At 70.4% G+C, this 24804-nt stretch carries 23 protein-coding genes; 10 read left to right on the top strand and 13 right to left on the bottom strand.

The genetic code is table 11. The features are described 5' to 3' along the window. Positions 1-4 precede the first annotated feature (4 nt). From fliM to ACZ2G3_RS05280, 10 genes are all read right to left on the bottom strand, one after another. Entirely contained in the window at positions 5-979 is a 975-nt protein-coding gene (gene fliM / locus ACZ2G3_RS05325; protein WP_419267257.1) for a flagellar motor switch protein FliM, read from the bottom strand. A 4-nt stretch (positions 980-983) separates the two neighbouring features. Further along, positions 984-1577 (bottom strand): flagellar basal body-associated FliL family protein, encoded by a 594-nt coding sequence (locus ACZ2G3_RS05320; protein ID WP_470398140.1) that lies wholly within the window; start codon positions 1575-1577, stop codon positions 984-986. Positions 1578-1587: 10 nt separating this feature from the next. Beyond that, entirely contained in the window at positions 1588-3069 is a 1482-nt protein-coding gene (locus tag ACZ2G3_RS05315) for a flagellar hook-length control protein FliK (protein WP_470398138.1), read from the bottom strand. Positions 3070-3136: 67 nt separating this feature from the next. Beyond that, a complete protein-coding gene (locus ACZ2G3_RS05310; protein ID WP_470398136.1) occupies positions 3137-3544 on the bottom strand; it encodes a hypothetical protein in 408 nt (135 codons plus the stop codon). Next, positions 3541-4860 (bottom strand): FliI/YscN family ATPase, encoded by a 1320-nt coding sequence (locus ACZ2G3_RS05305; protein ID WP_470399057.1) that lies wholly within the window; start codon positions 4858-4860, stop codon positions 3541-3543. The genes ACZ2G3_RS05310 and ACZ2G3_RS05305 overlap by 4 nt, the downstream gene beginning before the upstream one ends. 50 nt (positions 4861-4910) lie before the next feature. Next, a complete protein-coding gene (locus ACZ2G3_RS05300; RefSeq protein WP_470398134.1) occupies positions 4911-5687 on the bottom strand; it encodes a FliH/SctL family protein in 777 nt (258 codons plus the stop codon). A gap of 30 nt (positions 5688-5717) precedes the next feature. Beyond that, on the bottom strand, positions 5718-6728 hold the full coding sequence (fliG, locus tag ACZ2G3_RS05295; protein ID WP_419267250.1) for a flagellar motor switch protein FliG: 1011 nt from the start codon (positions 6726-6728) through the stop codon (positions 5718-5720). Positions 6729-6740: 12 nt separating this feature from the next. Then, positions 6741-8465: a flagellar basal-body MS-ring/collar protein FliF gene (fliF, locus tag ACZ2G3_RS05290; RefSeq protein WP_470398132.1), complete on the bottom strand. Its 1725-nt coding sequence runs from the start codon at positions 8463-8465 to the stop codon at positions 6741-6743. Positions 8466-8493: 28 nt separating this feature from the next. Next, a complete protein-coding gene (gene fliE, locus ACZ2G3_RS05285) occupies positions 8494-8796 on the bottom strand; it encodes a flagellar hook-basal body complex protein FliE (protein WP_470398131.1) in 303 nt (100 codons plus the stop codon). A 10-nt stretch (positions 8797-8806) separates the two neighbouring features. After that, positions 8807-9964 (bottom strand): sigma-54 interaction domain-containing protein, encoded by a 1158-nt coding sequence (locus ACZ2G3_RS05280; RefSeq protein ID WP_470398129.1) that lies wholly within the window; start codon positions 9962-9964, stop codon positions 8807-8809. 379 nt (positions 9965-10343) lie between these two features. Here ACZ2G3_RS05280 and ACZ2G3_RS05275 point away from each other — a divergent pair, with 379 nt between their 5' ends. The 9 genes from ACZ2G3_RS05275 to ACZ2G3_RS05235 all read left to right on the top strand — a co-directional run bounded on the left by ACZ2G3_RS05275 (position 10344) and on the right by ACZ2G3_RS05235 (position 20791). Further along, the gene (locus ACZ2G3_RS05275; RefSeq protein ID WP_111299240.1) at positions 10344-10649 is read left to right on the top strand and encodes a hypothetical protein; all 306 of its coding nucleotides are present in this window, start codon (positions 10344-10346) and stop codon (positions 10647-10649) included. A 114-nt stretch (positions 10650-10763) separates the two neighbouring features. Next, the gene (locus ACZ2G3_RS05270) at positions 10764-11972 is read left to right on the top strand and encodes a chemotaxis protein CheA (protein WP_470398127.1); all 1209 of its coding nucleotides are present in this window, start codon (positions 10764-10766) and stop codon (positions 11970-11972) included. After that, entirely contained in the window at positions 11972-12796 is an 825-nt protein-coding gene (locus tag ACZ2G3_RS05265; RefSeq protein WP_419267243.1) for a CheR family methyltransferase, read from the top strand. The genes ACZ2G3_RS05270 and ACZ2G3_RS05265 overlap by 1 nt, the downstream gene beginning before the upstream one ends. Further along, positions 12793-13893, top strand: a complete 1101-nt coding sequence (locus tag ACZ2G3_RS05260) for a protein-glutamate methylesterase/protein-glutamine glutaminase (protein ID WP_470398125.1) — start codon at positions 12793-12795, stop codon at positions 13891-13893. The genes ACZ2G3_RS05265 and ACZ2G3_RS05260 overlap by 4 nt, the downstream gene beginning before the upstream one ends. After that, a complete protein-coding gene (locus tag ACZ2G3_RS05255) occupies positions 13890-14414 on the top strand; it encodes a chemotaxis protein CheW (protein WP_419267240.1) in 525 nt (174 codons plus the stop codon). The genes ACZ2G3_RS05260 and ACZ2G3_RS05255 overlap by 4 nt, the downstream gene beginning before the upstream one ends. Next, positions 14414-15142, top strand: coding sequence for a ParA family protein (locus tag ACZ2G3_RS05250; protein WP_470398123.1), 729 nt, complete (start codon positions 14414-14416; stop codon positions 15140-15142). Before ACZ2G3_RS05255 ends, ACZ2G3_RS05250 begins: the two co-directional genes overlap by 1 nt. After that, entirely contained in the window at positions 15139-17160 is a 2022-nt protein-coding gene (locus tag ACZ2G3_RS05245; protein WP_470398121.1) for a methyl-accepting chemotaxis protein, read from the top strand. The genes ACZ2G3_RS05250 and ACZ2G3_RS05245 overlap by 4 nt, the downstream gene beginning before the upstream one ends. Positions 17161-17210: 50 nt before the next feature. Then, positions 17211-17615, top strand: coding sequence for a response regulator (locus ACZ2G3_RS05240; protein WP_111299227.1), 405 nt, complete (start codon positions 17211-17213; stop codon positions 17613-17615). 47 nt (positions 17616-17662) lie between these two features. After that, positions 17663-20791 (top strand): Hpt domain-containing protein, encoded by a 3129-nt coding sequence (locus tag ACZ2G3_RS05235; RefSeq protein ID WP_470398119.1) that lies wholly within the window; start codon positions 17663-17665, stop codon positions 20789-20791. A gap of 24 nt (positions 20792-20815) precedes the next feature. Here the strand turns inward: ACZ2G3_RS05235 and ACZ2G3_RS05230 are convergent, their stop codons facing one another. Next, positions 20816-21997, bottom strand: a complete 1182-nt coding sequence (locus ACZ2G3_RS05230) for an acetyl-CoA C-acyltransferase (protein WP_470398117.1) — start codon at positions 21995-21997, stop codon at positions 20816-20818. A gap of 11 nt (positions 21998-22008) precedes the next feature. After that, the gene (locus tag ACZ2G3_RS05225) at positions 22009-22776 is read right to left on the bottom strand and encodes an SDR family NAD(P)-dependent oxidoreductase (RefSeq protein ID WP_470398115.1); all 768 of its coding nucleotides are present in this window, start codon (positions 22774-22776) and stop codon (positions 22009-22011) included. Positions 22777-22898: 122 nt separating this feature from the next. Here ACZ2G3_RS05225 and ACZ2G3_RS05220 point away from each other — a divergent pair, with 122 nt between their 5' ends. Beyond that, entirely contained in the window at positions 22899-23882 is a 984-nt protein-coding gene (locus ACZ2G3_RS05220) for an AraC family transcriptional regulator (protein WP_470398113.1), read from the top strand. Here ACZ2G3_RS05220 and ACZ2G3_RS05215 read toward each other — a convergent pair. Next, positions 23879-24775, bottom strand: coding sequence for a LysR family transcriptional regulator (locus ACZ2G3_RS05215; RefSeq protein ID WP_470398111.1), 897 nt, complete (start codon positions 24773-24775; stop codon positions 23879-23881). The genes ACZ2G3_RS05220 and ACZ2G3_RS05215 overlap by 4 nt on opposite strands. Between the last annotated feature and the right edge of the window lie 29 nt (positions 24776-24804).

Here is a 24804-nt window from a genome sequence, read left to right as displayed (position 1 = left end):
CGGGTCAGGCCAGGCGTCGGCGGGTGACGGAGACGGCGGCATGGCCGCCCTGCTCTCCGGGCTGGGCGTCGAACATCGGCTGGCCCTCGACCAGCACCTCGACGGCGCCATTCAGGCTGACCGGCAGCACCTCGCCATCGGTCAGCGTCATCAGCCGCGACAGCGGCACCTGCGGCTGGCACAGCCGGACCGAGACGCCCAAAGGCACCCGCATCACCGCCTGTTCCAGTTTTTCGCGCCAGCTGCGATCCTCGGTCAGCTGGTCGGACTGCATGCGCGACCGCAACAGGCTGGCGATCGGCTTGAGGATCTGCAGCGGATAGAGGATGTCGAAATTCGCGGGCTCCAGCCCCGGCAGCTGCACCATGAAGGAACAGTTCACGACCATCTCGTCGCTGTCGGCAAAGGCGACGAACTGCATGTTCTCCTCGCGGCTGCTGACGCTGAGGCCAAGCCCCACCAGGTCGCGCCAGGCCAGCTGCAGCGCGGCGTTCAGCCGGTCGGTCACCAGTTCGATCACCCGGTGCTCGGTCGCGGTGAATTCGGTCCGCGTGGCGGCCGGGGCGCTGATCCCGCCGCCATAATAGGCATTGGTCAGCTGCGAGATGAACGACGGCGCCATCACCGTCAGCAGGCTGCCGCGCAGCTCCTCGCTGGCGCTGATCGTCAGCGACAGGAAATTGTCCTGGCTGTCGCGGTAATCCTCGAAGGTGCGCAACTCCGGCGGAAAGCACGAGATCCGCGGCTGGAACCGCAGCATCGGCAGGAAGGCCGATCGCGCAATGCGGCAGAAGCGTTCGTTGATCATCTTCAGGCCGTGATAGTCGCCAAAGCCCGACAGGTCGTTCGACCCGAAGGCATAGGGGCGGACCGGCTGGCCGTTCAGGGTGTCGTTGTCATCCTGCGCGAAATCGCTGTCGATCAGGCCGCCGACAAGGGCAGCGACTTCGGTCGAGGAAAGCTTGGTCGGCTTGGCCATCGGACTACTGCAGGATGAAGGAGGGGAAATAGACGCCCTCGACACCGCCAAAGCCTTCCAGCTGTTCAAGGCGGCTGTTGATCGCGTCGCGCAGCACCTGCGCCAGCAGCTCGCGCCCCTCGATGCCGGCGATGTCCTCCTCGGTCAGGCTGCCGATGGCTGCCAGCATGTCCGACCGCAGCGCGGCCTTGTGCGTCTCGACATGGGCCATGACGGTCGCGTCATACTGGGTCGACAGCGAGACCCCGATCTGCAGGAAGCGGCGCGATCCGGCCGGGTTGGTGGTCAGCGGTTCCTCGAATTCGTAATAGCTGGTGACGAAGGGATTGGTCTCGGGCAGCGGCTTGGCGACCTTCTGCATGCCCCCCTCGCCCTCGACCGTTTCCTCGGCGGGGGTCGCGCTCGGGCGCTCGATCAGGCGCAGCGCCTCGTCCATCGCGCTTTCCTTGCGGCCGAACTGATACCAGCCCGCGCCCAGGCCCAGGCCGATGCAGACCAGCGCGCCAAGCGCGCCCTTCAGGATGCCCTTGGCGCCCTTGCCCTTCTTGGGTGCGGGGATGTCGGCTTCGGGTTCTGCGGCTTTGGCTGGAGGGGGCACTTGAGGGACCTCATGCGATCAGGTTGACGATGCCGCGATGCTGCGGCGCGGGGACCGGGCCCGAGGGCAGGCCGGTATCCGCACCGGCCCCGCCGGACTGCGGGCGGCCATGGCGTCCACCCCAGCCGCCGCCGGGGTTCGCCTCATGCCCTGCAAGGTTCATGCCGCCGCGGGCCAGGTCCAGCGCCAGCTGGCGTTCGCCCTGCGACAGCAGCCGCGCCGCTTCGGGCGTGTCGGTCTGGAACTGGACGGTGGTGCGCTCGCCTTCCACTGTCAGGGTGATGCGCATGCGGCCCAGTTCTTCGGGGGCCAGGTCGACGATCATGGTGCCGCCCTCCGCCCCCAGTTCGGCCAGGGTCATGGCGATGCTGCCCGTCCAGTCGGGGCGCATCATGTCCAGCGGCTGCGCGGTGCCCGGCAGGGGGGCAGCCATCGTTGGCGCGCCGCCTGGCGCGGGCGCCGCAGGCGAAGGGGCCGCGACGACCGGGACGGCGGCGTCCGGGACCGGTGCGACGGAAAGATCGGCCGCCACCTGGGCCGGTCGCGCGCGCGGATCGTCAGGCAGGGCCGAGGCCGGAGCGGCGGCGCCGCTCGTCGGCGCATCCTCCGGCAGCACGACAACCCTGCTCGGATCCGCGGCGACAGGCGCGGCAGGCGCCGAACGCACCGCACCCATGCCTCCGGAGGGTCGGGGCGCGGGCGCAGGGGCGCCGCCACCGGGGGTTGGCAGGGGCACGGACATGGCCATGCCCGATGGCGCGGTGGGCGGTGGGGTCGTTGCCTTGGCCGCTTCAGCCTCGGTCGGCGCAGGTTCGGCATCCGGTCGGGGACCGGGTTTGCGCGGGCCAGGGACGGCAGGGGCCGGAACCCCGCCGGCCTGCGGAATGTCCGAATGGACCGGCTCCCCTTCGGCGGGACCGGGCCGGGGATCGGCATCCGCAGCCTCCGTTTCGGTAAAGGCTGCACCCTCTTCCGGTGCGGTTGTCGCCGGAACGGGCTGCTCCCGCCGGTCGGGCGCTTCTGCGGCACCCTTTTCCGGCAGAGCTGCAGGCAGACCCGCGTCCAGCAGGGGCGCTGTCCCGTCGCCCCCATCGCCGCCCGGTCCTGCATCGGGACCGGGTCGTTGGATGATCTCTGTCCCAGATGCCGCCACCTTGACCGCCGCCGCCGGGTCTCCTGCCCCGCGCGGGGCCGGCCCTGTGGGCGGGATCAGCGCGGCGGGAAGGACCTGCAGCCAGTCCTGCGGCAGGTCCTGCTGCGGCGCCGTTTCGGCAGCCTCGGCTGGGACCACCGCACGCAAGGGCGTCGGGACGGGGACAGAGGCAGGCCCCTCCCCCGCGCCCCCGGTCAGGCCCGCCGCCTCCAGCGTTGCCGCAAAGGGGGTGGGCCTGTCGCCCGCCTCCGCGTGGCGCGGCGGGCAGGAGGCCGGCCCAGGCATCCGACGTTCCGTTCCGACCGGGGACATGTCCGTGGACAGGATCATCTGGTTCATCTGCTCTTGTTGTGGTTTCGGTTGCCTGACCGAACATCTGCAAGTCGGGTGCCAGAACGGGCGCGGCTCAGGGATTTCTGCGCACGGGCGTCAGGGCGGCGGCGCGGGCTTCCCCCTCGGCCGCAGCCTCGGCCCGGGCGGCGGTGGCGGCATCCGCGCTGAGGCGGCGGCGCTGGTCGTGCTGGCCGATCAGCAGGCGCAGGCGCTCGGCCTCGTGCCGGGCCTGTTCGATCCGGCCCTGCTGGCGGTCGGCCTCGGCGGCAAGGCCCGCCGCCAGCAGACCCGCGTCGCGCAGGGTCGCGGCCGCGGTGACGCCTTGGCGCGGCGCCAGATCGTCCATCATGCGGCTCAGGCGCTGGCTCAGTGCCTCGGCCTGCCGGACCTGGCCCAGCACCGCAGCATGGTCGCGCGAAAGGGCGGCCAGGCGCGCGGCCTCGCGCCGCGACATCAGCTCGAAGATGCGGGCGCGGCTCACGATGGGCCTCCGCCCCCGACGGCGTCCTGCGCCATCAGCGCAACCAGCGCCGCGCGGCTGTCGGCCAGGCTGGTGCCCTCGTCCTGGCCCTGCGTGATCAGCGCGCAGATCTGCGGCCAGAGGCGGAGCGCCTCGTCCAGGACCGGGTCCTGGCCGGCCGCATAGCCGCCCATCATCACCAGGTCGCGGTTGTCCAGATAGGAGGCGATCAGCCGCCGCAGCCGCTGCGCCGCCGACAGGTGCTGAGGGTCGACGATGTCGGTCATCACCCGGCTGACGGATTGGGGAATGTCCACGGCGGGATAAAGCCCCATCTGCGCCTGCCGCCGCGACAGGACCAGGTGCCCGTCCAGGATGCCGCGCGCGGTGTCCACCACCGGGTCGTTGGTGGTGTCGTCGCCATCGGCCAGCACGGTGCAGATCGCGGTGATCGTGCCCTGCCCCGCCAGCCCCGGCCCCGCGCGTTCCAGCAGCGTCGGGATCATCGCCACGACCGAGGGCGGATAGCCCTTGGCGGTCGGCTGTTCGCCCAGGGCCAGGCCGATCTCGCGCTGCGCATGGGCGACGCGGGTCAGGCTGTCCACGATCAGCAGCACGCGCTGTCCCTGGGCGCGGAACCATTCGGCGATGGCCATGGCCCGGCGCACCCCGCGCAGCCGCAGCAGCGGCGACCGGTCCGCCGGCACCGCCAGCAGACAGCTGCGGGCCGCGGCCTCGCCCTGCATCAGGCGGCGGGCGAAATGGCCGACCTCGCGTGCGCGCTCGCCGATCAGGGCGATCACCACCACGTCGGCGGCGGCCTTGCGGGCCATCATCTCGATCAGGACCGACTTGCCCACGCCCGAGCCCGCGACGACGCCGATCCGCTGCCCCTCGCCCAGGGTCAGGGCGGCGTTGATGGACCGCACCCCCACGTCCAGCGGCTGATCCACGGCTGCGCGCATCAGCGGGTTCAGCTGGCGCCCGTGCAGGGGCCAGCTGTCCGTCGTGCAGGGATCGGGACGGCCGTCCAGCGCGGCGCCGCGCGCGTCGATCACCCGGCCCAGCAGCTGGGGACCCACGCCGACATCCTGTCCGCCCGCGACCAGCCAGGCCTCGGCCCCTGCCTCGATCACCGCCTGCGGCTCGGTCAGGAACAGCTGGTTGCGGCCATCGCGAAAGCCCACGACCTCGGCCAGGGTCGGCGTGCCGTCCGTGGTGGCGATGCCGACCAGGGCGCCGGGGCTGGCGGGAAAGCCGGTCGTCTCGACCGTCAGCCCGTCATAGCGCAGGACCCGCCCCGAGATGCGGACCCGCGCCCCCGGCAGGCTTCCCATCTGCGCGATCAGGCCATCCAGATACCCGGGCCCGGCGATCTGCGGCTGCATCATGGCGCCTCCTCCGCGAAGGTACCGGCATCGGGCAGGTCGCGCAGCAGGTCGATCAGGCGCAGTCCGGGCGCGTGCAGCTCCGCATCGCCGCGCGCCAGGGCCGGGTCGGGCAGCAGGCGGCACGCCGCCAGCAGCGCCAGCTCGGGCGCAACGGGACCGGAGAGCAGGGGGGCCACCACGGCCAGGTCGTCCGGGTGCAGGTGAACGACGACCTCTTGCAGGCCCTGCCCCAGACGTTCGATCAGGGCCGCGACACGGCGGGCAAAGGGGTCCGGCATGCTGTCGATGGCCTGCCCCGCCCGGGCGGCCGCCAGCGTCAGGACGGCGCGGTTCAGCGCATCCGTCAGTTCCTGCAGCCGGGCGGGCGCGGGATGGGTCAGCGCCGCCATCGCCGCCGCCAGCGCCTGCGCGGCCCGGGCAAGATCCTGGCGTTCGGCGGCGACCTCGGCCTCGGCCTCGGCGCGTCCCTGGGCGGCGCCCTCGCGATGCGCCTCGGACCGCGCCGCCGCCATCTGCTCGGCACTGTAGGTGACGGGGATGGGGCGCGGCGCCAGCGCGGGGGGCTGGATTGCAAGGGGCGCAGGATCGGCGGGCGCAAGATCGGGCGCATGCTCCTCCTTGGGCGCTTCCGCAGGCGAAACGGGACCCTGCAGGCGGCGGGTCATCGGGTCGCGCCGGGTAAAGCCCGCCGCCTCGGCCGGGGCGCAGAGGCCCGGCGTCAGGACAAAGCCCGCCACCGCGCCCCCTTCGCGCAGGTCAGGTTGAAAGCCCATCGGTCCTCCCGCTTTTCTGGCGCCTCATGGTCACACCATCTCCTCGCCGCCGCGACCGGCCAGCACGATGGTGCCGGCATCGGCCATCTGGCGGGCGACCGCCACGATCTGCTTCTGCGCCTCCTGCACCTCGGACAGGCGGACGGGGCCCAGGGCCTCCATCTCGTCGCGGATGCCGGCGGCGGCGCGGACCGACATGCAGGACAACAGCCGGTCGCGCAGGACCTCGTCCGCGCCCTTCAGCGCCAGGACCAGCCGTTCCGGTTCGATGGCGCGCAGCAGGGTCTGCAGGCTGCGGTCGTCCGACCGGCCCAGGCTGTCGAAGACGAACATGTTGTCCTGGATGGCCACCATCAGGTCCTTGTCGTCCTTGCGGATGTCACGCAGGATCCGCGCCTCGGTCCCGGACCGGGTAAAGTTCATGATCCGCGCCGCCGCCCGGACGCCGCCGATCTGCGAGGCGGCCGAGGTCGAGGTCGCCTTGAACTTGCGCTGCAGCACCTGTTCCAGGTCGCGCAGCGCTTCGGGCGTGACGGAATTCAGCTGGGCGATGCGGCGGATCACGTCGGGCTGCAGGTCCTCGGGCAGCGATCCCAGGACCTGGGCGGCCTGGCCATAGTCCAGGCAGGCGATCACCAGCGCCATGATCTGGGGATGCTCGTCCGCGATCAGCTCGGAAATGCCCCGCGCATCCATCCAGTCCAGCAGCTCGATCGGGCGGTCGCTGCTGTTGGGGCTGATGCGGCTGATGACGGACTGGGCGCGGTCGGGCCCCAGCGCCTCGTTCATCACGCTGCGGACATAGGCATGGGTGCCGTGCCCCAGCCCCGTCTCCGCGGCCAGCTGCGTCAGGAAGCCGTCGACGATGCGGTCCATCTGGTCCTCGGGGACGTGCTCGACGGCATACATCGCGGCGCCCAGGTGCTGGACCTCGGCCGGGCTCAGGTGGCGCATCACCTCGGCGGCGATGCGTTCGCCCAGCATCAGCATCAGCACGGCGGCATCGGAGGTGGCGGGACCGGGGGTGACGGCTGTGGGCATCTGTCGGATCTCCTAGGTGATGTCGCGTTCGGGCAGCATCATCCGGTGCATGACCAGCGCGATGCGGACCGGGTCGTCGGCGCCCAGCTGGCGCAGGACCATCTGCTTTTGCGTGCGGCTGGCATTGCTGCCCATGACGCTGGCCAGCAGGTCGCGCTGGTTGCGGTCCAGCCGCTCCTCGATCGTGTCGAGCGTCTCTCCCTCGGCGACCTCGACCTTGGTGGTGGCGGCCAGGACGGGCACCCCGTCGGCCGGCGCCGCTTGGGTCTGGCGCATCAGCAGCGGTCGCACCACGCCCAGCCCGACGATGGCCAGCAGCGCGATCAGGCCCAGCTGGCGCATCGCGTCGGGTACCCAGTCGTAACTGACGACCTCTCCGGCCATGGCCTGGGCGGGTTCCGCGAAGGGCTGGGCCAGGATCGTGACGCGGTCGCCCCGCTCGGCATCCATGCCGATGGCGGTTTCCGCCAGGCGCTGCAGATCCTCCATCAGGGCCACGGGCAGCAGGGGCGCCGCCGGATCGGCGGGGGCCTCGCCCGCGGGCGTCTCGGCGGCGGGAACCTGTGCGGGCGCGCGGATCACCACGGCGGCCGAGATGCGCTGGATCTGGCCGGTCTCGGCCTTGGTATTGGCGACGCTGCGGCTGACCTCGAAGTTGCGGGTCGTCCCGGTCGAGCGGCTGCGCACCGCGCCCGGATCGCCGCCCTCCGTCGCCGGCGCCTGGGCCAGGTCGGCCTCGACCGGGGGCGTGTTGGCCACGGCGCCGGGGATGCCGCCCGCCGGGGCGTCGCGGTTCTCGGTCTCGGACAGCTGTTCGCTGCGCAGGGCGTTGCCCTCGGGGTCGACGCGCTCCTCCATGATCTCGCGCTGGGTGAAATCCATCGCGGCGGTGACCTCGACCGATAGGTTGCCGACGCCGACGATAGGGGTCAGCACGGCCTCGATCCGGCGTCGCAGCAGGGTCTCGACCTCGACGCGGTGGCGCAGCTGGCGGTCGCTCAGGCGGTCGGCGGCATCCTCGTCGCCGCTGGACAGCAGGCGGCCCGCCTGGTCGACCACCGTGACCTCGTCCCGCGCCATGCCGGGGATCGACGAGGACACCAGATGCACGATCGCCTCGACCTGGCCCGCATCCAGCACCCGGCCGGCCGCCAGCGTCAGGAAGACCGAGGCGCGGGGCGGATGGGTGTCGCGCAGAAAGGCCGACCGTTCCGGCAGGGCCAGATGCACGCGCGCGCCCTGGATGCTGGCGATCTCGGTGATCGAACGTGCCAGGTCCAGCTCCTGCGCCTGGCGCAGGCGGGCCACTTCCAGCGCGCGGCTGGCGCCCATCGGCAGGTCGGTCAGGATGCGGTCGCCGTCCGGCACCGATTGCGGCAGCCCCTGCGCGGCCAGCGACAGGCGGGCGCGATGATAGTCCGCCGCGGTGACGGTGATCTCTCCGGTGGTGCGGTCGATGCGCGCGTCGATGCCGCCCGCCGTCAGGCTTTCGATGACGCGGGCCTTCTCGGCCTCGGCCATGCCGGGATAGAGGGTCGATCGCGGCGGCTCGCGCAGCGTCAGCCAGACCAGCAGGGCCATCGCCGAGACCGCGATCAGCACGATCGAGGGCAGCGCCCGGCCGACGGCCGGCTGCTGGGCAAGGCCCCTCAGGCTGTCGGAGGCGCCGCGCAGCCGGCCAAGGGCCGAAGCGGGCGCGGGCGTCGTGGTGGAACGCGGTGCGGGAGACAGCGCCATCGGATAAATCGCCTTGGACGGGGCCGCGCTACAGCGGCATGTTCATGATGTCGCGATAGGCGCCAAGCGCCTTGTTGCGGACGTTGAGCGTCAGCTGGAAGCCGAGCGAGGCGACCTGCTGGTCCACCATCACGGCGGCCAGGTCGTTCTCCATGCCCATCTCCCAGGCCTTGGCGGATTGGCTGGCCTGCTGCTGCGAGGTGTTCACCTGGTCCACAGCCGTCCTGATCCGGTCACCAAAGCCCGGCCCTTCGTTGGTGGTGGGACGTGCGGGCAAAGAGGGTTGGAGCGGAACGAAGTTGAATCCGGTTCCGATGGGTCCGATCGTCATGGTCGTCGTCTCAGCCTGCCCGCACCAGGGTCACCGGGGCCTGGGGCGCCGGGCGCATCGCCGGCAGGTTCAGGTCGCGGCCGGTGTCGAAGACGATGTCCTCGACCGCGATGCGGGTGCCGTCGCAGAGGACCATCGCGCGCTGCACGACGTTCTCCAGTTCGCGGACATTGCCCGGCCAGGGGTGACGGCAGAGCGCGGCCACCGCACCGGCATCGAACAGCGGGATCGTGCCCAGGGGCCAGTGGCGGCGCAGCAGCGACAGGGCCAGGGCGGGGATGTCCTCGGGGCGCGAGGCCAGCGGACGGGTCATCAGCGGAAAGACGTTCAGGCGATAGTAGAGGTCCTCGCGGAAGCGGTGGGCATCGACCTCGGCCGCCATGTCGCGGTTCGAGGTGGCGATGATGCGGATGTCGATATCCACCTCGGTCGAGGCGCCCAGGGGGGTGACCTTGCGTTCCTGGATGACGCGCAGCAGCTTGGCCTGCAGGCCCAGGGGCATCTCGGACACCTCGTCCAGCATCAGCGTCCCGCCCTCGGCCGCGCGGATCAGGCCACGATTGGCGGTGGCCGCACCGGTGAAGGCGCCCTTTTCATGTCCGAACAGGATCGCCTCCAGCATGTTTTCCGGGATGGCGGCGCAGTTGATGGCGATGAACGGCTTGTCCGCGCGCGGGCTGGCGGCATGGACGGCGCGGGCCAGGACCTCCTTGCCGCTGCCGGTGGGGCCGTTGATGAAGACGGTCACGTCGGTGCGCGCCACGCGCGTCGACAGGTCCAGTAGGTTGCCCGTGGCCGGGTCGCAGGCCACCATCGGCCGCAGCGGCGCCGCGATCAGGTCGGCCAGCATCAGCAGGCCGCAATCGGCCGTGTCGTCGCCGGAATGCGCCGGCAGCGCCACGCGCAGCATCCGGCCGCCCATCTCGGTCCCGACGATGAAGCCCGCCGCCCCTTCCTGGACCGTCACCACCATGCGGATCGCGGCCGCGCGGGCGCAGTCCAGAACCCGCCTTTCGTCCGCGGCGCCGGCCGCGGGGGCCACCAGGACCGACGCGCCCTGGGCTTGGGCCACGTCGCCCCGCGTCACCAGAAGCCGGCGGCGCGCGAACAGATCGGCAAGCCGCTCTGCGGCGGCGAACCCGTCGTGCAGGATGTGAATGCTGGTCATGATGCCCTCGCTTTACGTCACTTGCAGACATAAAGGCAGGAACCGTGCCACCCGGGCGCAACGGCGCGAAAATTCGCGCTTCTGTCGGCTTTTCGACCATTCCAGGGCTAAAATGCCCCGATCCGCGGCCGTCACCCTGTCGGAAACCCGAAAACGCCCTCCGGCAGGCGCGGTTGCGACGGAAAACCGACGCGACATCGGGTACCGGCCCCCTCCTTTCGAAGGGGCGGACCCTGCCAGGCTATCCCCGTCGGCGCAGCCCCTGCCCGATGTCGGGAGCCGCCCTTCCAAAGGATAGCGGCGCTGCCGAAGGGCCGTATCACATTCGGGAAAGGACGGCCGTTCACTGGTCTGATCCAGATCAAGCCAGGGCCGCAGCATGCTCTCCAAGACATATCACCTGAAATTTCCGACCCTCGATGCGGCGCAGATTGCAGCGCCCTTCGTGGTTGAGACACTGGGAAATGCCATTCCGACCTGCAATCTGAGCGCCTTGAACGTCGTCATCTCCAAGGAGGGCGACGTTTCCATCAACCTGTTCTTTCCCAACATCAACGACCTCAAGACCTTCGAAAAGAAGCACGGCAGCTTTCTGGACACCATGAAGAAGACCTTCCTGTTCAGGTCCAACGGCTTCGATGGCGTCTGCATCTTCACATACGACAGTTCGGAGGAAGCGGCCTGATCACGGCGCGTCCGTCCCCCGACCCCGCAGGCAGCCGGCCGCGCCCGGTTCCCCGCCAACAGAAGCAACCGAGATGACCCACAGCCAGCACCGATCCCGGACAAGAGGCGCAACATGAGCGTCGCGGCACCAGACGCGGCCCAGGACGGCGGCCTGATGCGCGTTCCCTCGGAGCGCATCGGCAAGCTGATGGACCTGGTGGCGGAGCTGTCCCTGTCGGTGGCCGAGACCGTCCGGTCGCCCGACCTGGAGGGCCTGGAGCTGTCGCATTTCGAGACCGCCGTCCACCGGCTGATGATGATCGTGCGCGAGGTCCAGGACGCCGCCACCAGCATGCGCCTGCTGCAGATCGACGAGGTCTTCAAGCGCCTGCGCCGGATGATCCGCGAGCTGGAGCGCCAGACCGGCAAGAAGATCGACCTGGTCATCGAGGGCGGCGAGACGCAGATCGACAAGCTGGTGGCCGACCGGCTGTACGACCCGCTGCTGCATGTCCTGCGCAACGCCGCCGACCACGGGCTGGAGCCGGTCGAGGAGCGCCAGAGGACGGGCAAGGCCGACGCGGGCCGCATCCTGCTGTCGGCCGCCCAGGTCGGCAGCGAGGTCCGCATCATCGTCGAGGATGACGGCCGCGGCCTGGACCGCGACCGCATCCTGCGCAAGGCGCGCGAGCGGGGCCTGTTCGGCCCTGACGAGGAGCCAGAGCCCGGCGCCCTGTGGAAGGTCATCTTCGAGCCGGGCTTTTCGACCGCCGAGAACGTGTCGAACCTGTCGGGGCGCGGCGTCGGCATGGATGTGCTGAACACCACCATGACCGCCCTGCGCGGCCGCATCGGGGTGGAAAGCCTGGCCGGCCAGGGCACCCGTGTGGCGCTGCACATTCCCGTGTCGCTGGCCTTTCTGGACTGCATCATCCTGCGCCGCCGGTCGCAGCTGTTCGCCGTGCCCATCGACGTGGTCTCCGAGATCACCCGCCCCCGCCCCGAGGAGATGCCCCGCATTTCGGCCGATGGCGGGGCCGAGCTGCTGCGCCTGCGCGGCGACAGCATCCCGATCTGCCGGCTGGAGAACTTCTTCGACAGCTTCGTGCCCCAGGACGAGGGTGACACCGGCACGGCACAGGTCGTCGTCGTCTTCAACACCCAGAACGGCCGCCTGGCGGTGCCGGTGGACGAGATCCTGGACCGCCAGCAGGTCGTCCTAAAGCCGCTGTCGGGCCGCATGACCAGGGTCCGCGCCAGCTATGGTTGCGCCATCCTGGGCACGGGCGAGGTCGCGATGGTGCTGGATTGCGAACGCCTCGTCGCGGGGGGCGGGCGCTGATGAACATCGAGACATCCTTGGAACGCGCCGGATACGAGACGATCCGCGGCTGGCTGGAGCAGCGCTGCGCCATCCACTATCCCGAACACAAGCGCGACCTGCTGCAGCAGCGCCTGTCCCGCGTCCAGCGGGCCTTCCACCTGGCGGCGCTGTCGCAGCTGGCCGCCGAGGTGACCACGGCCAACAACCACGAGGTCCAGATGGCGGTGATCCATGCCGCCTCGACTAACCATACCTATTTCTTCCGCGAGACGGATGTTCTGGAGCATTTCCGCAGCAACGTCCTGCCGGTCCTGAAGAACCGCCGCGAGATCCGGCTGTGGAGCGCCGCCTGTTCCACCGGGGACGAGGTCTATACGCTGGCGATCCTGATCGCCGAGACGCTTGGCATGGAGGCGCTGGCGCGCACCCAGATCCTGGGCACCGACATCAGCGGCCCGGTGATCGAGCGCGCCGAGGCCGGCATCTTTCCCGCCCGCCACCTGGAACAGACGCCCGACCACATCCGCAGCCGCTATCTGCGTCCCGTCGGTATCGAGCAGTTCCAGGTCACGCCCGAGATCCGCGCCGCCTGCACCTTCCGGCGGATGAACCTGAAAAGCTATCCCTATCCGTTCCGCAAGCCCTTCCAGGCCGTCTTCTGCCGCAACGTGCTGTACTACTTCGCGATGAAGGACCAGATCGACGTGATCGAGGCCATTGCCGACGTGACCGAACCGGACGGCATCCTGTTCACCAGCGTCACCGAGACGATGCGCGACATGTCCCCGCGCTGGACCTATGTCACCAGCGGGATCAACCGCCGGACCGGAGCGGGCGCATGAGACGGCCCTGTGCCTCGGACAGGGCGGTGCGCGTCCTGATCGTCGACGACTCGGCGGTGATCCGCAAGGTTCTGGCGATCGGCCTGTCCACCGACCCGCTGATCCAGGTCGTGGGCGCCGCCGCCAGCGCCGAACAGGCCCGCGAGATGATCGGCGCGCTGCGCCCCGACGTGATGACCCTGGACATCGAGATGCCCCGCCTGGACGGCGTCAGCTTCCTGCGCGAGCTGATGCCCACGCATCCGCTGCCCACCGTCATCATCTCCAGCACCACGCAGCGCGGCGCGGCCGTGACGCTGGCGGCGCTGGAGGCCGGGGCGGTCGACATCATCGCCAAACCCTCGATCGGGGTCGGCGAGGGCCTGCCCGCCATCATGGCCGAGATCTGCCAGCGCGTCCGCGCCGCCGCCCATGCCCGACCCGCGACGCCCCTGCCCGACCGGGCGCGGCCCACGGCCCCGCGGCCCGCGACCGGCACCGGCCGGATCATCGCCATCGGCGCCTCGACCGGCGGCGTGCAGGCGCTGGCCCAGATCTTGCAGCCCCTTCCGGCGGATGCACCGGGGATCGTGATCGTGCAGCACATGCCGGAAGGCTTTACCTCTGCCTTTGCCCGGCGCCTGAACGACGCCTGCGCCATCACCGTGCGCGAGGCCCGCGACGGCGATGCCGTGACCAGCGGGCTGGCGCTGCTGGCGCCCGGCGGCAGGACCCACCTGACCGTCAACGGCCGTGCGCCGAACTGGCACGTCTCGCTGGCCGAGGGAGAGCCGGTCTGCTTTTCGCGCCCCTCGGTCGACGTGATGTTCCGCTCGGTCGCGCGCGCGGCCGGCGGCTCGGTGGTGGCCGCGCTGCTGACCGGAATGGGCAAGGACGGCGCCGAAGGGCTGCTGGAAATCCGCAAGGCCGGCGGCACGACCATCGCCCAGGACGAGGCGACCTCGGTCGTCTGGGGCATGCCCGCCGCCGCGGTCGACCTGGGCGCGGCATCCGCCGTGCTTCCGCTGGAGGCCATCGGCGAGGCGCTGCTTGCGGCCACGCGACCCGCCATTCGCGGCACCAGCCGCCACACCCCGCATCAAGGAGTTGTCCGATGATCCCCCAGACCACTGCATCCGGCGCCACAGATCCCCGGCTGATCGACGACCTGGAAACCGACACCATCGCCAACATGTACCTGACCTTCGAGCTGGACGACGAGGAATACGGCGTCGGCATCGCGGGCGTGACCGAGATCGTGGGCATGCAGCGGATCATGCCGATCCCCGACATGCCGGTCTATCTGAAGGGCGTCATCAACCTGCGCGGCAAGGTCATCCCGCTGATGGACGTGCGGCTGCGCTTCGGCATGCCCGAACGCCCGCATGACGAACGCACCGTCATCATCGTGATGGAGGTCGAGGAGGCCCCCGTCGGCCTGATCGTCGACCGCGTCCGCGAGGTCCGCGAGATCGCCCCCGACCAGATCGACCGCCATGCCCACAGCGGCCGGGGCGGCGGGCGGTCGATCATCATGGGCATCGGCCGCGTGGGCGAACGGGTGGCGGTCCTGCTGGACCCGCCGGTGCTGGTGTCGGACGACGACCTGGCGCTGCTGCGCGACCACGGGGCCGCCTGATGCGCCTTCTGATCCACAACCAGAAAGGCGGGGTCGGCAAGACCACGACGGCCGCCAATCTGGGCGCCGCGCTGCTGCGGGCCGGCCGGGCCCGCGCGGTCCTTCTGGCGGATCTGGACCCGCAGATGCACCTGACCGCGATGCTGGGGGCGGACACGCCCGCCGGAGCCTGGAACGTCGCGGACTGGCTGTCGGGCCGCGCGGGTGCGCCCCGGCCCGTCGCCGGGGAACCCGGCCTGAGCCTGATCCCCGGCGCGGCCCTGCTGCCCGAACACATGGTCCTGCCGGCCCAGGACGTGCCCGGCCGCTGGACGCTGCTGGACAGCGCGCCGGGATGGTCCGCGCAGATCGAGGCGGTCAGCCATTGGGCGGAGCTGGTCCTGTGCCCGCTGGAGCCGGACTTTCTGGGCCTGTCGGGCGCCAGCCGCCTGCTGGCCCGCTTTGACGAGATCGGCGTGCCGCGCAGCCGCATCCGGTTCCTGCTCTGCCGCTTCAACGCACGGCTCGGGCTGCACCAGGATGTCCAGGCGCGGCTGACCGAACGCTTTGGCCCCGAACTGGTGCTGGCGCAGACGGTCCGCAGTTCTGTCCGGATCGCCGAGGCCCCCGGCTTTGGCCGGACCATCTTTGCCCATGCCCCCGGCAGCAACGGCTGCACGGATTACGAACACCTGGCGAAAGGCCTGGCCCCGGCAGGCACGCCGGTCCCCGGAAGGAACGCAGCATGACCGACAAGGACAAACCCGCATCGACCCGCCGCCCCGCGCGCCGGGTCATGGCCCGCGATCCGCTGGACTGGGTCGACCCCGCCGCGGCGCCCGCACCAGAGGCCGAGGCCCCGGCTGAGGCCACCCCCGCCCCCGACACCTCTTGGCCGCAAGCCGCCCCCGAGGCGGTCCCGGATCCGACCGCCGATACCCCGCCCCCTCCCGCAAGCAGCCTGACAGGCACGCGCCCGCAGACCGAAAGGAAAAAACCGATGACTACCAAAGACGCTCACCCTTGGGACACCACCGGTATGTTGGATGCCCTGAATGTCCTGGCGACTCCAATCGTCATCGCGGACAGAGACTATCTCATCCAGTTCGCGAACAGTGCCGCACAGAAGATGTTCGCGGGCATGGAAACGGAACTGCGGCGCGACCTGCCGAACTTTGCTGTCAGCACTCTGGTGGGCAGCTGCATCGACGTATTCCACAAGAACCCCGACCATCAGCGCCGCATCCTGGACGGCATGGCGGCACCGCATCACGCAAGTCTGGCGGCCGGTGGCAAGACGATCGACTTCACCGTCACACCCATCTTCGAGTCCAATGGGGATGTGCGATGCCTGATGGTCGAACTGGAAGATCGGACGGCCGTCAAGGCGCGGGAAACCCAGGTCGAACTGCTGATGAACGAAACCCGGCTCATGGCGGAAAAACATGCCGATGGCATCATCAGCCACTACATTCCGTTGGACGGCTTTGACGAGGACATGCGCATCGTCGCGGAGGGCACGAACGACATGGTCGCCCGGCACATCGAGACCAAGAAAAAGATCCTGGCCTGCGTGTCCGAATTCGCCAAGGGCAACTTCGATGCGCCGCTGGAGAGGTTCTCGGGCGAGCGGTTCTTCATCAACGACGCCGTCGAGGCGGTCCGCGCGGTCCTGCGCGACATCGCGGCCGAGGTCGAGCGCTTTTGCGTGGGGCTGGAGAAGGGCGACCTGACGGTCCAGGTGAACACCACGAACTTCACCGGCGACTATCGCAAGATCGCCGACACGATGGAACGCGCGCTGCTGTCGCTGAACGGCACGATCACCTCGGCCAGCAAGCAGATCAAGCAGGTGGCCATCACCGTCGAGCAGATGTCCCAGTCCAGCCAGTCGCTGGCCACGAATTCGCAGATCCAGTCGTCGTCGGTGGACGAGGTCTCGGCCTCGGCGGAACAGACGAACATCCAGGTCAAGGCCAACGCGGCCGCCGCCGACAGCGCCTCGCAGCTGGTCGCGGGCACCGCGGGCGTCGCCGCCGAAGGCACCAACAAGATCGCCGAGATGGTCCAGGCCATGGAAGGGATCCGCGCCTCGTCCCAGGACATCGCCAAGATCATCAAGGTCATCGACGAGATCGCCTTCCAGACCAACCTGCTGGCCCTAAACGCCGCCGTCGAGGCCGCCCGCGCAGGTCAGCACGGCCGCGGCTTTGCGGTCGTGGCGCAGGAGGTCCGCAACCTGGCCGGACGTTCGGCCAAGGCCGCGCGCGAGACCTCGGACCTGATCGAGGATGCGGCCACCCGCGTCAAGGCGGGCGTGCGCATCGCCGACGAGGCGCGGGGCGCCTTTACCCGGATCGCGGGCGACATCACCCAGGTCCAGACGCTGGTCGGCGACATCGCCGTGTCCAGCGACGAGCAGTCGCGCGGCGTGGCCCAGATCAACGGCGCCATCGGCGAGATCGCCAAGTCGGCCCTGGCGACCAGCCAGCAGGCGGACGAACTGGCCGCCAGCGCCGCCGAGATGCAGTCGGCCTCCGAGGCGATGCGCAAGGACTTCGAGCGCTTTTCGCTGCGCGCCGTGCAGGAGGCGCGCGACAGCGGCGTCAGCCTGGACGGCCTGCCGCCCGAGCTGATCGCCCAGCTGCGCCACATGATCGCCGCCAGCACGGCCGGCGAGGCACCGCGCCACGCCATGAACGGCCACATGAACGGCGCGGCCAAGGGCAATGCCGACCGCGACGAGCGCGGCTTTGCCGGCTTCTGACATACCTGCCGGCGGCCACCGCCGCCGGTCCCCCATACGGAGAACCCCAAATGCCCCATAAAGTGATGATCGTTGATGATGCCGCGATGATGCGGCTCTACATCTCCAGCTTCATCAAGGGTCTTCCCGACTTCAAGGTCGTCGCGCAGGCGGCGAACGGTCAGGAGGCCCTGGACAAGCTGGCCAGCGGCGCCGAGGTCGACCTGATCCTGCTGGACATCGAGATGCCGGTGATGGACGGGCTGGAATTCCTGCGCCACGCCAAGCTGAAGACCCGCGCCAAGATCTGCATGCTGTCCTCGGTCGCGGTGGCCGGGTCCCCGCATGCCGCCAAGGCCCGCGAACTGGGCGCGGACGGGGTGGTCGCCAAGCCCTCGGGCACCGTGTCCCACGACCTCGAGGAAAAGACCGGCGGCGAACTGGCCCATACGATGCGGGCGGTGATGGCGGCCTGACGGGCCGCCGCACGGGGCCGCGAGGGCAGCAAGGATGAGGGTGTGCGATGAACGATGAGATGGACGAGATCTGGGTGCTTTTCGCCGATGACGGCGCCCAGGCGATTGACGCGATGGAATCCGCCCTGCTTGCGCTGCAGGAGGGGGATCCCGACCAGGCGGCCGGCCATGTCGCCGCCCTGTTTCGCGGCGTGCACACCTTCAAGGGCAATTCGCGCGTGCTGGGACTTGGGGTCGTCGAAAGCCGCGCCCACCTGGCCGAGGACCTGATCGGCCTGGTGCGCGACGACGGCGTTCCGTTGGACGACGAGATCCTGGACCTGCTGATCGAGACCAGCGACCGTCTGCGCGACATGCTGGACATGGTCGCCTCGACCCGCGCCGATGTCGATCCCGAGGCGACCGAGGATCTGGTCCGCCGTCTGAAGGACAAGATCGCGCGCTGCGCACCGGGCGGCGACGCCGAGCCGGCACCCGAGGCGGTCGATCCGCCACCGGCCATGCCCGCCCTGGACGTGGCGGACCTGATGGCCCAGCTGTCGGATGCCGCCCTGGACATGCCCGAGGATCAGCCGGCGTCCCCGGCAGAGGAGCCGCAGTCGGAGGAGGAGCCGCCGAGCGAGGCTGCGGGCCAGGCCGTGCCACAGGCTGCGGCACCTGAACCCGCAGGGGGATCGCGCCTGGCCGATGATCCGGGCTATCGCAGCATCTTTGACGGCATGGCGTCCGAGGCCATCGAAAAGATGCGCGCCTGCCTGGCCTCGGGCGACATGGCGGCGGCCCGGGTGCAATGCGACAACCTGGACCATGCGGCCAACCACCTGGGGCTGCAGGACTGGTGCGACGTGTTGCGGGCGGGTTCCACGGCGCTGGACACGGCGTCGCTGTCGCAACTGATCGAGACGCTGGTCCGGCTGTCCTCGGCGCAGGAGCCCGCCCGCGCGCCGGCCATTCCCGAGGCGTCCGACGGGTTCTTTGCCCGCCTGAAGGAGCCGCTGGCCATCATCGGCAAGCTGGGCATCGATTTCACCACCGGAGAGCGGCCCGACCCCGAGACGCTGCAGACTGCCGTCCTGACCGTCGCGGGCACGGCCGATGGCGAGGGTTTCGTGCGCGTCTCGGCCGCGGCCCATCCGCTGGTCATCGCCAAGACCGCCGCGGATTACCGCCGGGCCGAACTGCGCCTTTTTGAGGAACTGGCCCTGGTCGAGGCGGTCTATGGCGACGAGGGCCTGGGCGCGGGCCTGAGCCCCGCCGCCCTGCTGGCCAACTGGGCCGCCGACCACATCTTTGACACGCTGGACGAGCTGGACGCCACGCTGGAGCGGATGCGCCAGCCGGGCGACCGCGACACGGACGAGGATCACCAGGCTTTGGGGCGGCTGGTGCGCCTGGTCCACCACGCCTGCCGCCACTATCGGCTGGAAACGGCGTCGCAGCTGGCGATGTCGCTGCTGGACCTGTTCGAACGCGGCCATGCCTGCGGCCAGGCGCCCGATGCGATCCTGATGCGGATCGCGCGCGGCTTCATCGATACGCTGGAACTGGTCTTCGACGCCCTGCGCGCGGGGGAAAAGCCCGACACGGACCGCCTGGAGCAGCTGTTCGCCGAAGCCTCGGAGGCCGGCTTCAGCGGCGCAGGCGTGATGACCGCCGCCGCGATCGAACGCAAGCTGGGCCTGCCCACCGAATTCCACCGCGTCCTGTCGCCCGAAAGCACCCGCGCGGCCGCCGAGGCGCTGAAGGCGGGCCTGAGCTTCCACATGCTACGCGCGGACGTCAACAGCGACAACGACCTGGCCGAGGCGCTGTTCGGGCTGATCGGCGCGGGCACCATCCAGGCCATCACCAACGTCACCCTGTTCCGGGGCCAGGAGACGCTGTTCGATTTCCTGATCGCCACCGCGCTGGATCAGCTGGCGCTGTCGGAAACGCTGGCGCGGCTGGACCCAGGCGGGCGGCGGCTGGAGCTGATCCGCCACCTGACGGTGGAGGACCCCGCCACAGGCGCCGAGCCGGCCGAGGGCGAGCGCGAACAATGGTCGCAGGTGTCCTCGGGCGTCGATCTGTCGGCGGGAACGCTGGAAAGGATCGGCGAAATCGCCGCCGGACAGGCGATGATCCACGGCATCATCAGCGAACTGGCCGACAGCGACCTGCCCGAGACGATCAACGCGGTCCTGCGCCATCACCGCGGCGACCCGCGCGAGGCCGCCGCCGCCCTGCGCGGCGTGGCCGAGGAGATGATGACCCGGCTGCGCGACCTGGCGCAGCTGGAGACGCAACTGCTGGGGCAGATGGCGGAACTGCAGCAGACGACGGCCGAACTGCGCTCTCGTCCCATCGAATCGCTGCTGCGCCCGATGGCGGCGATGGTCGCGACGGAATCGCGCCTGAACGGCCACGAGGCGCACCTGACCACCTCGGGCGAAGGCATGGCATTGGACATCGCGCTGCTGGACACGCTGAAGCGGGTGCTGCGCCCGCTGGTGATGGCGCGGCTTGCCGCGCCCGACCAGGCCCCCAGGCGGCTGCACCTGACCGTCCGGCGCAGCGACGACCAGCTGCTGGTCGCGCTGGAGGATGACGGCGGCGCGCAGTCGGATCGCACACGAATGGAAACCGCCGAGACCGAACTGACACGCGCCGGCGGCAGCCTGCGGACGGTGCCGCTGCCAGGGCGCGGCCAGCGCCATCACCTGAACCTGCCGATGAACCTGATCGTGCTGGAGGGCATGGTGGTCGGCGCGGGCGGCACCCGCTATGTGCTGCCGGTCGAGGCGATCCGCACGATCCTGCAGCCCGACCCGGCCGCGCTGATCGACGTTTCGGTCGGCGGCGGCCAGCGCTGGCTGCGGCTGAGCAAGGACGAGGTCATCGCCATCCGCTCGCTTGGCGCGACGGCGCCCGCCGAGGTGGACGAGGACGGGCAGCGCATGTCCAAGGTCCACGTGATCCTGGGCCATGACGGGACCAGCATCGCCATCCCGGTCGACGACCTGGTGGGCCAGCAGCTGGTCCTGCTGCGGCCGCTGCGCGGGTTGATGTCGCGGCTGCGCAACGTGACGGGCGTGGCGCTGCTGTCGGGGGGCGACGTGGGCATGGTGCTGTCGCCCCGGTCGCTGCTGGGCACGCGCGAAACCATCGACGGCGGGCTGTCCTTGGGCGCGGCCTGAGGGGCCGTGACGGGCCCCGCCGCCTCAGTGCAGCCGTTCGATGGCCATGGCGGTGGCCTCTCCCCCGCCGATGCACAGCGTGGCGATGCCCCGGCGCTGGCCATGCGCTTCCAGCGCCGCCAGCAGCGTCACCAGGACCCGCGCCCCCGAGGCGCCGATCGGGTGGCCCAGCGCGCAGGCGCCGCCATGGATGTTGACGGCGTCATGCGACAGCCCCAGGTCGCGCATCGCGGCCATGGCGACCACGGCAAAGGCTTCGTTCACCTCGAAGAGGTCATAATCGCCGGTGGTTGTCCTGGTCCGGTCCAGCAGCTTGCGCACCGCGCCGATGGGGGCGGTCGGGAACAGGTCGGGACGGTCGGCATGGGTCGCATGGCCGATGATCCGCGCCCGCGGCGTCAGCCCCCGACGCTCGGCCTCGGAGGCGCGCATCATGAGCAGCGCCGCCGCCCCGTCCGAGATCGAGGAACTGTTGGCCGCCGTCACGGTGCCGCCTTCGCGGAAGGCCGGCCGCAGCGACGGGATCTTGTCGGGCCGTGCCTTGCCCGGCTGTTCGTCCACGGCGACCGTGCTGTCGCCGCCGCGCCCCTTGACCGTCACGGGCGCGATCTCTCCGGTGAAATGCCCTGCGGCGATGGCCTTCTGCGCGCGCGTCAGCGAGGCGATGGCGTAATCATCCTGTTCCTGCCGGGTGAACTGATAGGCGCCGGCGCAATCCTCGGCAAAGGTGCCCATCAGGCGGCCCTTGTCATAGGCATCCTCCAGCCCGTCCAGGAACATGTGGTCCATGACCTGCCCATGCCCCATCCGATAGCCGCCGCGCGCCTTGGGCAGCAGATAGGGGGCGTTTGACATGCTCTCCATCCCGCCGGCCATGACGATGTCGGCCGATCCGGCTAGGATCAGGTCATGGCCCAGCATCGCGGCCTTCATCCCCGACCCGCACATCTTGTTGATGGTGGTCGCGCCCGCCGACAGCGGCAGGCCCGCCTTCAGCGCGGCCTGGCGGGCGGGCGCCTGCCCCTGGCCCGCGGGCAGGACGCAGCCCATGATGACCTCCTGCACCTCCGCCGGGTCCATCCCGGCCAATGCGGCGCCGATGGCGGTGGCGCCCAGGGTCGCGGCATCCGCGCCCGCCAGGTCGCCCTGAAATGCGCCCATGGGCGTGCGGGCGGCGCCGACGATGACGATTGGATCTGCGGTCATTGGTGATCTCCTCACTTCGGCGCCATGCGCAGGGCGCCGTCCAGGCGGATGGTCTCGCCGTTCAGCATCTGGTTCTCGACGATGTGGCGGACAAGGGCCGCATATTCCTCGGGCGCCCCAAGGCGCGAGGGGAAGGGCACGGTGCCGCCCAGGCTGTCCTGCACCTCCTGCGGCAGGCCGGCCATCATCGGCGTGGCAAAGATGCCCGGCGCGATGGTCATGACCCGGATGCCGTGGCGCGCCAGTTCGCGCGCGGCGGGGAGCGTCAGCGCCGCCACGCCGCCCTTGGAGGCCGCATAGGCCGCCTGCCCGATCTGCCCGTCAAAGGCCGCGATCGAGGCGGTGTTGACGATCACGCCACGTTCTCCGTTGTCGCCCGCAGGATTGCGCGACATGGCATCGGCCGCCAGGCGCAGGATGTTGAAGGTCCCGACCAGGTTGATCTGGATGGCGCGGGCAAAGCTGTCCAAGCCATGGGGCCCCTCGCGCCCGACGATCTTTTCGCCCGGTGCGACGCCTGCGCAACTGACGGCCACATCCACGCGGCCAAAGGCCCGTACGGCCTCGGCCATCGCGGCCTCTCCGTCGGCGGCAACGGTGACGTCGGTCCGCAGAAAGCGAGCGTCGGGGCCCAGTTCCTCGGCCATGGCGCGGCCGGCGGCCTCGTTCACGTCCAGCAGCAGAGCGCGTGCGCCTGCGCCTACGGCCATGCGCGCGACGGCGGCGCCCAGGCCCGAGCCGCCGCCGGTGATGACGAATGTCCTGTCCTGGATCTGCATGTCCCGTTCCCCCTCGCCCCCGCGTCGGCGGGGCTTCGGGCGACAGGGTAAGCACCGGGGCATTGCATGCAATGACATTCGCGACCAGAATTGCTGATCGGTTTTGCAACAGGGGCGGCAGGATGGAGCGGCAGATCTCGGCCGGGTTCGTAGGGGATGCGCTGGCCGCGCTGGATCGCGCCGGGATCGACCCGGCGCCGGCGCTGCGTGCGGCGGGCACCGCCGGTCCCGGCACGGCCGTAACGAACCTGCAATACGGGCGGCTGTGGCTGGCGATCAGCCAGGCCTTGGGGGACGAGTTCTTTGGCCTCGGCGCCCGCCCCATGCGGCCCGGCAGCTTTCAGCTGCTGTGCCAGGCGGTGCTGCATGCGCGGACGCTGGATCACGCGCTGCGCCGGGCGCTGTTGTTCCTGACGGTCGTGCTGGACGACCCGGTGGGCCGGCTCCGCCAGCAGGACGGGTGCGCGCAGATCGTGCTGACCGACCGCGACGGGCCGCGCCCGGCCTTTGCCTATCGGACCTACTGGCTGATCCTGATGGGGGTGATGTGCTGGCTGGTCGGGCGGCGCATCCCGCTGATGCAGGTCGACTTTGCCTGCCCGGCCCCGGACAACCGCAGCGACTATGGCCAGTTCTTCGGCGCACCCGTCCGCTTTGACCAGCCCGAGACCTGCCTGGGCTTCTCGACCGCCTATCTGGCGCTGGCGCCGATCCGCAGCGAGGCGGCCCTGCAGGGTTTCCTGCGCGGCGCGCCGGCCAACATCCTGCTGCGCTATCGCCACGACCAGGACCTGTCGACGCGCATCCGCGCCCGGCTGCGCGCGCTGCCCCCCGGCGACTGGCCCGACTTTGACCGGCTGGCGCATGACCTGGCGCTGTCGCCCGCCACCCTGCGCCGCCGCCTGCGGTCCGAAGGCCAGAGCTTTTCGTCTCTGCGCGACGAGCTGCGCCAGGCCGAGGCGCGCCGCCTGCTGACCGCCGGCGGGGCCCCCGTGGCCGAGATCGCCGCCCGCCTGGGCTATGCCGAGCCCAGCGCCTTTCACCGCGCCTTCCTGAAGTGGTCGGGCAGCACCCCCGCCGCCTTTCGCACCGCGCGGCGGCGCTAGGGCGCATCCTGCCCCGCGGCCTGCGCCAGCCACTGGCGAAAGGCCACGATCGGGCCATAGCCGTGCTTGGTCTCGGGCCAAGCCAGCCAGTAGCTGCCCCCGGCGGGCACCGCCGGCGCAAGGATCGGGCAAAGCCGCCCTTCGGCGATCTCGATCCGCGCCAGGTAATCCGGCAGCAGCGCCACCCCGATCCCGGAAATCGCCGCCTGCACCATCATCGAGAAGGTATCCATCCGCATCCCGCCCACGGGCCGCGGCTCGGCCCCCTGCCCCCGGAACCAGTCGTCCCAGGCCTGGACCCGCGTCTCCAGGTGCATCAGCGGCAGCCCCTCGAGGTCCTGCGGACCGGTGATCGGGTGGCGGCGCAGAAAATCGGGGGCGGCACAGGCGGTCAGGCGTTCCGGGAACAGCTCCAGATGCTGCGCATGCGCCCAGTCCGGCGCGCCGTAGAAGATCACCGCGTCGAAGATTTCGGCGTCGAAGTCGAACCGCTGGATGCGTGTCGAGAGATTGACCGAGATGCCCGGATGCTTGGTCAGGAACTGCGCCAGGCGCGGCGCCAGCCAGCGCGTTCCGACCGTGGGCGCCGCCGCCAGCGACAGGGTCCCACCTTCGGGGTTCGTCACCACGTTCATCGAGGCATTGCGGATCAGGTCCAGCGCCCGCGTCACGTCGCGCTGATAGGCCAGCGCCGCCGCGGTGGGGACCAGCCGCTTGCGTTCGCGCAAGAACAGCGTGCAGCCCAGTTGCTCCTCCAGCGCCTGCACCAGGCGGCTGACCGCGCTTTGGGTCAGCGACAGGTCATCGGCCGCCGCCGTGACCGATCCGTGCCGGATCACCGCGTCAAAGGCCAACAGGAGGTTCAGCGAGGGCAGAAAGCGGCGGGGGCGCATGGAATATTCCAAAACCGAATGAACTCATA

Source organism: Paracoccus sp. KKT209 (assembly GCF_055635455.1).
This window is presented reverse-complemented; position numbering and strand designations above follow the sequence as displayed.